Genomic DNA, 10,230 nt, shown 5'->3' with positions numbered 1-10,230 from the left:
CGGCCATCTTTGTGTGCTCCTCAATCGCAACCCCTCAGCGTAGATTCAACTACGCCTTCGGGTTTGCTCAATCGGTCGCACTCAAACCTGACCGAAATCTGAGCGCCTAAATGCACAAGTTATTTCATGACAGACCCTTAGAGAACACGGTTTAAAGCTCAGGGTAATGACACCAAAAGGGCTGAATGAAGGGATAGAGTCTGTCCTGATAATAGCAACAAAAGAAGCGAAACATTTCTTAACTGATACAGATATACAAAACCCTACAATATCTGATTTAATGAAAGAGCTGTCAGTGCTTGACCCGGTGTCATGGGCTGAAAAGACCATTGGATATGAGGTGAGGAAATAGAAGAGTGCTATTATAATCTATCTCCCTTGAGGGGGTAGGGTTCTTATATTATTCCCCCTCCCTTGACGGGAGGGGGGTAGGGGGAGGGTGAGCTATGGAGATTTTCGGATGAACTGTCATGAGCGGGGCGCTCACAAAGGGACATGAAAATCAGCGGGACAAGAATGTCCCGCCTATCCTCGTAGAAATGGATAGGCGGGGTTTTCTTACCCCGCCGGAAGAGATTTTCGGATGAAACACTGCGGGAATGACAACAGGAATAAAAACTTCTATGTTGAATCACTTCAAAAGGTAATAATGTCAGGCTGTTTTCTTATAATGTGAAGCATACCAGTCTATCACCTGTCTAATCATTTTTTGATACGAGGTACGCTGTTTTTTTGCCTCATCCTTGAAAAAATCAATACTCGATTTTTTCAAGGCTATTGTTACCTTAACATTCTCCTCTTTCAACACCAGTTGATCCGGAGGTGGAAGGAAATCCTCAATAACTTTCAACTCACCCATTGGTTCTTCTTTGTATTTTATTTTGCTTTTCATATAGCTTCCTCACTTTTCTCCAATATCCTGCGCCATAGATACGACATAACACTGCCTCTGTATGTAAACCTCACGGTTATTATTCCGGCATCAACACGGCCAATGCAATAATATCGTTCTTCATTTGTGTTATGATTAACGTCTTCTGCAATAATACGTTTAGGATCAAGAAACGCATGTTGTGCCAATGAAAAAGAAACCCCGTGCTTTGCCTGGTTTTTCTTATCCTTCTCTTAATCCCATTCAAAGCTGGTTTTCTTCATAGGTACAATATACTACAGGTATGGCAATGGAAGCAATATAAAGATATGGTTGGGAAAATCTAAAGGGGACGGTCATGGCGGCTCTCTGAGGCAACACCAAAGCAGCGGCTTAATTATGAAATCATTGGAGATGGTCAGGGAATACATTGGCCTGACGTTGATGAAGACATTAGTGTTGAAGGTATGTTATACGGCTCACCTGCCCCAAGGCAAAAAAAAATTATTAAGTAATTCTGAAAGTGTAATAAGTCATAGTACAAAACCTCTCTTCAAGGTCTTTTATTCCTCGTTCAAATTCATTCAGGACATCTGTTGAGGAGACAGGATACCTGTGATACCTTGATTTTTGCAAATCTGAGGAGTAATTTAAAGATACCAACAGGATTCTTCCAAATTAGGAGGTGATAACAATGAATGTAGTATCATTAGTGGAAAGGATGAAACAGGGGATTAAAAAGATTAAAGGTGACCTTGAAAAGGATTCCGTTTATCACGGTAGTCATAAACCTCACTGCTGCGACCTCCCAGAGGAATTGCTTCATAAAGAACCTGAACATCATATTGATAAAAAGGCCGCTTGAAAGAAATCCGCATGAGATGGTTTCAAGTTTCAATCAATTCTCAGAGAGATAACCTTAATCTTATTGAGAATACCCTTACAGAGGCAGGTGCATTGTCTGTGTCCATTTCAAATGCAGATAATCAGACAATGCTTTTTCAATCATCAAACGAAGATATTATATGGGAGCATGTCAGAATTACCGGTCTGTTTGATGAAAATACAGACATAGAGTCTGTTAAAGATTTCATCTATTCCGTCATTGATATTAACTCAATACCTGATCTTCATATTGAGCAGATAGAAGATCGTGACTGGACTACTACATGGATGGAGAACTTCAAGCCCATTAAGGTTGGAGATAGAATGTGGATTGTTCCTGAATGGTATACCCCTCCTGAGCCTTCTGCTATCAACATATTAATCAATCCCTGTCAGGCATTTGGTACTGGAACACATCCTACAACGGCATTATGTCTTGAATGGATAGCCGGGGCAAATGTTCTTGGGCTGGATGTTATTGATTACGGCTGTGGTTCAGGGATACTTGCGATTGCAATGGAAAAATCGGGTGCAGGGAGGGTATGGGCAGTGGATAATGACCCGCAGGCCATTATTGTAACAGGAGAAAACATAAAGAAGAATATGTGCGGCCCACGAATAGTTACGACAACACCGGAATCAATAAACGGATTAAAGGTAGATTTAATAATTGCGAATATCCTTGCAACCCCGCTGATAACACTTGCGCACACATTTGCGGGTATGGTACATAAGGGAGGTACAGTCATACTTTCCGGCATCCTGGATGAACAGGCGGATGAGGTAAAAAAGGCTTATGAGCCATGGTTTGATATTATAAAGTGTATCAACAAGGAAAGCTGGATGCTCATTGAAGGGAGATTAAGATGAACACTCATGAGCGGGGCGCTCACAAAGGGGGATGAAAACCCCACCCTCACCCTAACCCTCTCCCTGAGGGAGAGGGGGCTACGTTGATTCCCTCCCCTTCAAGGGGAGGGGTAGGGTGGGGATGGGGTTGATTTTCAAATGAACTCATTACAGGAGCCTGCAAAGCTATTAAAAGATTTTCTGCCGATTCTCCCGATGGGGAAGGCTCTGGACGTGGCAATGGGAAAAGGGAGGAATACAATATTCCTTGCATCACACGGCTTTGAGGTGACAGGACTTGAAAGGGATGAAGAATCCATAAAGATATGTAAGGATGATGCAAAGACAGCAGGCGTTCAGATTGACGCAAGGTGTGTGGATTTAGAAGACCTTGAGTCATACAAGATAGAAAAATCTGCTTATGATTTGGTTATATGCTTTTACTACCTCCAGAGAAATCTTTTTTCACGGATAAAAGATGCCCTCAAGCCGCAGGGAATGATTATTTATGAAACCTTCCTGATTGACCAGCACATCAAAACAGGTCATCCCCGAAGAAGGGAGTATTGCTTTGAACATAACGAGCTTTTAAGACTCTTCCCTGACTTCCGCATCCTTTATTACCATGAAGGACAGGACTCAAAAGGGACTTACAAGGCCGGACTTGTTGCACAGAAAGTCTGATTTGTTTTGAACTTGTAACTTCCTCAAAGGTTCTTGTTACATTATATTGTAATTATGAAATAAATTGTGTTATTATACCTTTTAACAAATCTAACCTGATAACATTAAACCGGAGACATAATATAGACAATGAATTCTTTTTATAAAAATCTAGGGTTATGGATCGTTATAGGCGGTGTAATGATCCTGCTTTATTATCTTTCTCAGCACACCACTGGACCTTCAAAAGAGATAGTTTTCAGTGATTTTCTTAACAGGGTTGAGCAGGGGCAGGTAACAGAGGTCGTTATTAAGCAGAACCAGATAAGCGGCACGATGAAGGACGGTGCCCAGTTCAGCACTTATACGATGGATTATCCGAACCTTGTAACCAGCCTGAGAGACAAGGGTGTCAAGATAACTGTTAAACCGCCTGACGAGACACCATGGTATATCGCATTCTTATTCTCATGGGGGCCGATTCTCCTTCTTGTCGGGGTATGGATATTCTTTATGCGGCAGACCCAGATGGGGGGAAACCGTGCGCTTTCTTTCGGTAAAAGCCGTGCGAGACTCCTGACTGAAGACCGGAAGAAGGTAACGTTTGCGGATGTGGCCGGTGTTGATGAGGCAAAGGATGAGGTGCAGGAGGTTATTGAGTTCCTTAAAGACCCTCCAAAGTTCCAGAAGCTCGGCGGCAGGATACCTAAAGGTGTACTGATTGTAGGGCCTCCCGGTACAGGTAAGACACTCCTTGCTAAGGCAATAGCAGGCGAGGCGAATGTACCCTTTTTCAGCATCAGCGGCTCTGATTTTGTTGAGATGTTTGTCGGTGTCGGTGCATCGCGGGTAAGGGATTTGTTTGAGCAGGGTAAGAAACATGCACCCTGCATAATTTTCATTGATGAAATAGATGCAGTAGGGCGGCTCAGGGGCGCCGGTCTTGGCGGCGGTCATGACGAGCGTGAGCAGACCCTTAACCAGTTGCTTGTTGAGATGGACGGGTTTGAGACAAATGAGGGGGTAATACTTATTGCTGCCACAAACAGGCCTGATGTACTTGACCCTGCGCTTTTAAGACCGGGGAGATTTGACCGTCAGATAGTGGTTGGAAGACCGGATGTGAGAGGAAGGATCGGTATCCTGAAGGTACATACAAAAAAGATTCCTATCTCAAATGATGTTAATCTTGAGACTATTGCAAGAGGAACGCCGGGATTTTCGGGTGCAGAACTTGCGAACCTTGTTAATGAGGCAGCCCTTTCTGCTGCAAGGACAAACAAGAAACTCGTTGAGATGGATGATTTTGAGGCGGCAAAAGATAAGGTGTTAATGGGTGTCGAGAGGAAGAGCCTGCTTATAAGTGAGAATGAAAAAAAGAATACTGCATTTCACGAGGCAGGCCATACCCTTGTGGCAAAGCTCCTTCCAGGAACTGACCCGATACACAAGGTGTCTATTATTCCGAGAGGCAGGGCACTCGGTATAACACAACAACTGCCGACTGATGAGAAATATACCTATTCAAAGGATTTTCTGTATACAAATATCGCTATACTGCTTGGCGGCCGCATTGCTGAGGAACTGATGTTAAACCACATGACCACAGGCGCGGGCAATGACATCGAGAGGGCAACAGAGATGGCACGCAAGATGGTATGTGAATGGGGTATGAGTGAGAGGCTTGGGCCGCTCACCTTTGGGAAGAAACAGGAAGAGATATTCCTCGGAAGGGAGATCAGCCAGCACAGGGATTATAGTGAACATACTGCAATAATGATTGATGAGGAAGTAAAACGCCTTGTAATGGAAAATTATGAAAGAACAAAGAAGCTCTTAAAAGATAATATTAATACTCTGAAGGCACTGTCAGAGGCATTATTGGAACAGGAAACCCTTGATGGTCCGGAGATTGATGAGATAATTCGCACAACAACTGCGGCCGCATAAATTAGAACAACGCAATTACAAATTGACCGCTTATAAAGATAGAACCTATTTAATGGGGATAATTAATGTTACCCCGGATTCTTTCTCAGACGGCGGTCTTTTTTTTGATCCTGACAGGGCAATAGAATATGGCCTGAAACTCGAATCCGAGGGGGCTGACATATTAGATATCGGCGGAGAATCAACCCGCCCCGGCTCTTACCCTGTACCTGTTGAAGATGAGATTAAAAGGGTAATTCCTGTAATAAAGGGTTTATCTGCCCGTGTTAAAATTCCAATATCAATAGACACTTACAAGTCAAGGGTTGCAGAACTTGCAATTCAAGCGGGTGCATCAATTATTAATGATGTGAGTGCACTCAGATTTGACCATAACATGATTAATTCAGCAATTAAGTATAATACACCGGTTGTCCTGATGCATATACTTGGGACGCCACAGGATATGCAGAAAAATCCTGTTTACAAAGATATTGTTCAGGATGTCTATGATTTTCTTAAAGAGCGGATAGAATATGCTGAAAAGTGCGGTATGAAGCGGGATAAAATAATAATAGACCCGGGCATTGGTTTTGGGAAAAGGCTGAGAGACAACATCTCCCTGATAAGAAATCTTGATAAGTTCAACGGCCTCTCTTGTCCTGTACTTATTGGGCCATCAAGAAAGTCATTTATTGGAGAGATACTGGATTTACCTGTTCAAGAGAGGATTTATGGAACAGCAGCAGTAACAGCATTAGCAATTAGTAAAGGGGCAAACATAATACGTGTGCATGATGTCAAGGCTATGAAGCAGGTAGCAAAGATGACAGATGCAATCATTAGAAGTTAGATGCAACAAGTTAGAAGTAAGATTTTAGGGAGAGATTCCCTCCCCGACACTGAATGGGGGAGGGGCAGGGTGGGGATGGGGTTTCCGGAGAATCACAATAAACATGATTGCTTTTCTAAAAGAAATAATTACTGAAATACGCTGGCAGGACATTGTAGATATTACAATAGTTACCTTTGTTATCTACCGCCTCCTTTTGTTAATAAAAGGTACGCGGGCATTTCAGATGCTCATGGGGCTTGTAATTCTTTTCGTTGCATTTGTTGTATCGCGGTGGGCAGGACTCTTCACTGTAGAATGGCTGATCCAGAGTCTATGGTCATATATAGTACTGACGCTTATTATACTTTTTCAGCCTGAAATACGAAAGGCACTGGCCCAGATGGGGCAGAATCCTTTAACCCAGCGTCTCGCGGCTGTGGAAGAGTCAAGGAATATAGAGGAGATTATCAGGGCATCAGTATCATTGGCCAACAAAAAGATAGGTGCAATTATTGTAATTGAGAGGAAATCAGAACTCAAAGATCTCATAGAGATGGGGGTTCAGTTGGACGCAAAGATTACAAGAGAACTGCTGACAAGTATTTTCCTGCCGTATTCACCCATCCATGATGGCGCTATTATTATTAAAGGGGACCGGATAGTGGCTGCAGGATGTTTTCTTCCGCTGACATTGGCTACTGATATAAGCAAATCCCTTGGTACAAGGCATAGGGCGGCTATAGGCGTTACAGAAGAGACAGATGCTGTTGCAATTGTAGTTTCCGAAGAGACCGGAGCTGTGTCTGTCTGTATAGGAGGAGATATTATCAGAGAACTGGATACCAATTCATTGCGGCGAATCCTGACAGATATATTTCAAACAGGGATAAAAAAGGAGAAGACAACGTTCTGGAGCATAATAGAGGCGATCTTTCCTGTCAGTATGAGAGATAGTATTAAAAAGATTGTGGCAGGTGATGAGTTGGGTAAATAAGGGGAGGCATGGGTTCTTTCAGGGGCATTCTTACAAATAATCTGTTTCTAAAGATAATATCCCTTTTCTTTGCATTTACTATATGGTTTTATATAAGTCCGGTTATTTCAAAGGATACCATAGAGATTAATTATGCACTGCCTCTTCAATTAAAAAATATCCCTGAAAATGTTATGGTCTCAGGAAAGGTTGATGATCATATAAACGTGAGATTAAAAGGGAGGCAGAGCGCTGTAAAGGAACTGGATATGGGACAGACTAATGTCAGCATAGACCTTTCACATGGAAAGGAAGGAACCAGAGTGTATACACTTGACAGGAGTAATATCAATATCCCTGCAAATATTGATGTTGTGAGGATTGACCCTAAGATAATAAAGATAGATATGGTGCATGTAGTAAGAAAAAATTTAAAGGTGAAGGTAGAAATCTCAGGGATTCCTGCAAAGGGTTACAGGATAAAAAGAGTTTATGTCAAACCTTCAGAGATTGCAGTGGAGGGGCCGGAGTCTGAGCTTGAATCTTTGATTTTATTAGAGGGATTATCTGTTGATGTATCCGGTAGAAAAAACAGTTTTACGAAAGAGATTAAGGTCAATGTACCTCAGCGTAATGTGAGGGTTATTGGAAATGAAGTCATCATGATAGATGTGGAGGTAGAACGGATATGAAAAGGCTTTTTGGTACAGATGGGGTTAGAGGCGTTGCAAACATAGAGCCGATGACCGTTGAAATGTCTCTCAAACTCGGCAGGGCAGCGGCATATTTCTTTAAGCAAAGGAAGAACAGGAAGGGCCACCACAGGATATTAATCGGGAAGGATACGCGGCTTTCCGGATATATGTTTGAAGGGGCGCTTACGGCAGGTATATGTTCTATGGGCGTTGATGTGTTACTGGTAGGTCCAATGCCTACGCCGGCGATTGCCTTTCTTACAAGGAGCATGAGGGGCGATGCAGGGATTGTAATTTCTGCCTCACATAATCTATTCGAGGATAATGGGATTAAATTCTTCTCTGAAGATGGCGCTAAACTTCCTGATGAGTATGAAAAGGAGATAGAGGAAATTATATCTTCGGGGAGTATTGAGGATGTAAGGCCTACAGGTAATCTTATTGGAAAGGCTTACAGGATTGATGATGCAGAAGGACGCTACATTGAGTTTGCCAAGAACACAATTCCCAAGGGCATGGACTTTGAGGGTATAAAAGCAGTAATTGATTGTGCCAATGGTGCTTCATATAAGATTACCCCTACGGTACTTCAGGAACTCGGTGCAAGCATTATTACATTCGGGAATAAACCTGATGGTACAAATATCAATCTTGGCGGCGGGTCTCTTCATCCTGAAAAAGTACAGAAGGAGGTTGTTACATCTGGTGCAGACATCGGATTTGCCCATGACGGCGATGCAGACAGGGTTATCTTTGTGGATGAAAAAGGTGAGGTTGTGGATGGTGATAAGATTATGGCTATGTGTGCAATTGAGATGAAAAAGGATGGCGTACTAAAAAATAATACCCTTGTAACAACAGTTATGAGCAATATCGGCCTTGAAGTGGCGATGAGAGAGGCTGGGATAGATATTGTAAGGACACCTGTAGGTGACAGATATGTTCTGGAAGAGATGTTCCGCATGAATTGTAATCTCGGCGGTGAGCAGTCGGGGCACTTAATATTTTCTGATTACAACACAACAGGGGACGGACTTATAACAGCACTCCAGGTATTGACAATTATGAAGAAAACCGGTAAATCTCTATCAGAATTATCATCCTGTATGCAGACCTTCCCGCAAAAACTTGTAAACATAAGAGTTAGGGAGAAAAAGTCACTCGATTCTATACCCGAGATAAAGAGTGTAATAAGCGATTCTGAAAAAAAATTAGATGGAAGAGGGAGGGTTCTTGTCAGATATTCCGGCACGGAACCTTTGTTACGCATAATGGTTGAAGGAGACAGAGAGGATAAGATTGAAAGTATAGTTAATGAGATATCGGAGACAGTAAACAGGTTTCTTGGCGTAAATTAAGAAAGGAGAAAATTATGAATTTCAGAAAGACATTCTTAATGTTGTCGTTGGCAGTTGTTTTGTTCCTGCCTTCACTTCTAATTGCAGGAGAGGATCCTACTCTTGCACCCGGCTATTATCCAAAAGAGTACCTCAACATGAAAAATCCTCTTCCATTTTCTCTCCAGACAATGAGAGAAGGGCGGCGCCTCTACTTTGGACATTGTGAGACATGTCATGGGGTATATGGAGATGGTAAGGGAAATTCTGCTGTAATTGGAAAATTTGATCCGATGCCGAGAGATTTTAGTGATGACAATATCATGTCAAAGAAGACAGACGGTATGCTGTTCTACTCAGTATCAAAGGGGGTACATGGTACAAGGATGTTTGCCCGTGAAGAGATTATGCCTGCAAAGGATCGCTGGGCAGTTATTCATTATATAAGGACATTTGCAAAGGGTGAGGAAAAGGTACAGAAGTAAGACAGCAGAAGCAAGAGGTAAGAAGCAAGAGGTAAGAAGTAAGAAGTTAGAAGTAAGAAATAAGAAATCATCAGCCGCAGGCTCACAGAGATGAAGATGATGCCCCCTAACCCGGACACTATCCGTCTATTCAAAAGGGGGGAGAGGGTATTTAGATTATCCCCCCTCCCTTGACGGGAGGGGGTTAGGGGGAGGGTGAGCAACGGTCAGTTTCAGGATAAAGATCAGGAGAAGATATGGAAGAAATATCAAGGCGGAACTTCCTCAGCACGGTCATCAACTCGCTTATAGGGTTATGGGTTATCGGGGCTGGAATTTTATCAAGCTATGCCGGGCTTAAATATTTATGGCCGACAGAGAAGACCGCAGGCAGTGGAGGTGAAAAGAAGCCATCTTTCCCGCTTGCAGAACTCGAAGAAGGCAGCATGAAGAAGGTTGTTATCGGAGGAAAGCCAGCGGGCATTATACGCTTAAACGGGCAGGTTTACGCACTCTCCCTAATTTGCACACACCTCGGTTGTGTAGTAAGCTGGCATCCGGATGAAAAACGCCTTATCTGTCCATGTCACGGAGGTATGTATGATGTTACCGGAACCGTTCTTGGCGGCCCGCCGCCTCGTCCACTCCCAAGCTATGAGGTAAAACTGAGTGGAGACACAGTGGTTATTGGATAGGCAGCGGTGAGCGATTAGCAGAAGTAAGAAGCAA

13 protein-coding genes and 1 pseudogene are annotated in these 10,230 nt (G+C 43.0%); 12 read left to right on the top strand and 2 right to left on the bottom strand.

Going from position 1 to position 10,230, the window contains the following annotated elements; all coding sequences use genetic code 11:
• Positions 1–166: 166 nt before the first annotated feature.
• Positions 167–352, top strand: coding sequence for a hypothetical protein (locus tag HZA08_00875; GenBank protein MBI5191976.1), 186 nt, complete (start codon positions 167–169; stop codon positions 350–352).
• 300 nt (positions 353–652) lie between these two features.
• On the opposite strand, the gene HZA08_00870 is transcribed toward HZA08_00875, so the two are convergent.
• Together HZA08_00870 and HZA08_00865 are read right to left on the bottom strand one after the other, a co-directional pair.
• Complete coding sequence (locus HZA08_00870) at positions 653–892, bottom strand: CopG family transcriptional regulator (GenBank protein MBI5191975.1); 240 nt, start codon at positions 890–892, stop codon at positions 653–655.
• Positions 852–1,155: pseudogene (locus HZA08_00865) on the bottom strand (BrnT family toxin). Before HZA08_00865 ends, HZA08_00870 begins: the two are co-directional and overlap by 41 nt.
• A gap of 120 nt (positions 1,156–1,275) precedes the next feature.
• Here HZA08_00865 and HZA08_00860 point away from each other — a divergent pair.
• From HZA08_00860 to HZA08_00810, 11 genes are all read left to right on the top strand, one after another.
• Positions 1,276–1,386 (top strand): DUF2442 domain-containing protein, encoded by a 111-nt coding sequence (locus tag HZA08_00860; protein ID MBI5191974.1) that lies wholly within the window; start codon positions 1,276–1,278, stop codon positions 1,384–1,386.
• 179 nt (positions 1,387–1,565) lie between these two features.
• Positions 1,566–1,736 carry a hypothetical protein gene (locus tag HZA08_00855; GenBank protein ID MBI5191973.1) on the top strand — a complete coding sequence of 57 codons (171 nt, stop codon included), beginning with the start codon at positions 1,566–1,568 and terminating at the stop codon, positions 1,734–1,736.
• An 11-nt stretch (positions 1,737–1,747) separates the two neighbouring features.
• Positions 1,748–2,626: a 50S ribosomal protein L11 methyltransferase gene (gene prmA, locus HZA08_00850; GenBank protein MBI5191972.1), complete on the top strand. Its 879-nt coding sequence runs from the start codon at positions 1,748–1,750 to the stop codon at positions 2,624–2,626.
• Between the two features lie 138 nt (positions 2,627–2,764).
• On the top strand, positions 2,765–3,289 hold the full coding sequence (locus tag HZA08_00845) for a class I SAM-dependent methyltransferase (protein MBI5191971.1): 525 nt from the start codon (positions 2,765–2,767) through the stop codon (positions 3,287–3,289).
• 129 nt (positions 3,290–3,418) lie between these two features.
• The gene (locus tag HZA08_00840; GenBank protein MBI5191970.1) at positions 3,419–5,218 is read left to right on the top strand and encodes an ATP-dependent metallopeptidase FtsH/Yme1/Tma family protein; all 1,800 of its coding nucleotides are present in this window, start codon (positions 3,419–3,421) and stop codon (positions 5,216–5,218) included.
• 52 nt (positions 5,219–5,270) lie between these two features.
• A complete protein-coding gene (gene folP / locus HZA08_00835; protein MBI5191969.1) occupies positions 5,271–6,050 on the top strand; it encodes a dihydropteroate synthase in 780 nt (259 codons plus the stop codon).
• A 103-nt stretch (positions 6,051–6,153) separates the two neighbouring features.
• Positions 6,154–7,026, top strand: coding sequence for a TIGR00159 family protein (locus HZA08_00830; protein ID MBI5191968.1), 873 nt, complete (start codon positions 6,154–6,156; stop codon positions 7,024–7,026).
• Positions 7,027–7,034: 8 nt separating this feature from the next.
• A complete protein-coding gene (locus tag HZA08_00825) occupies positions 7,035–7,697 on the top strand; it encodes a hypothetical protein (protein ID MBI5191967.1) in 663 nt (220 codons plus the stop codon).
• Positions 7,694–9,058, top strand: coding sequence for a phosphoglucosamine mutase (locus HZA08_00820; protein MBI5191966.1), 1,365 nt, complete (start codon positions 7,694–7,696; stop codon positions 9,056–9,058). Before HZA08_00825 ends, HZA08_00820 begins: the two co-directional genes overlap by 4 nt.
• A 14-nt stretch (positions 9,059–9,072) precedes the next feature.
• Positions 9,073–9,522 carry a cytochrome c gene (locus HZA08_00815; protein ID MBI5191965.1) on the top strand — a complete coding sequence of 150 codons (450 nt, stop codon included), beginning with the start codon at positions 9,073–9,075 and terminating at the stop codon, positions 9,520–9,522.
• Between the two features lie 236 nt (positions 9,523–9,758).
• Complete coding sequence (locus tag HZA08_00810; GenBank protein MBI5191964.1) at positions 9,759–10,196, top strand: Rieske (2Fe-2S) protein; 438 nt, start codon at positions 9,759–9,761, stop codon at positions 10,194–10,196.
• Positions 10,197–10,230 lie beyond the last annotated feature (34 nt).

It is taken from the genome of Nitrospirota bacterium (genome assembly GCA_016212215.1).
Classification (GTDB): Bacteria; Nitrospirota; 9FT-COMBO-42-15; order HDB-SIOI813; family HDB-SIOI813; genus JACRGV01.
The sequence above is the reverse complement of the archived record's forward strand: the minus strand, read 5'-3'. Positions and strand labels throughout refer to the sequence as shown.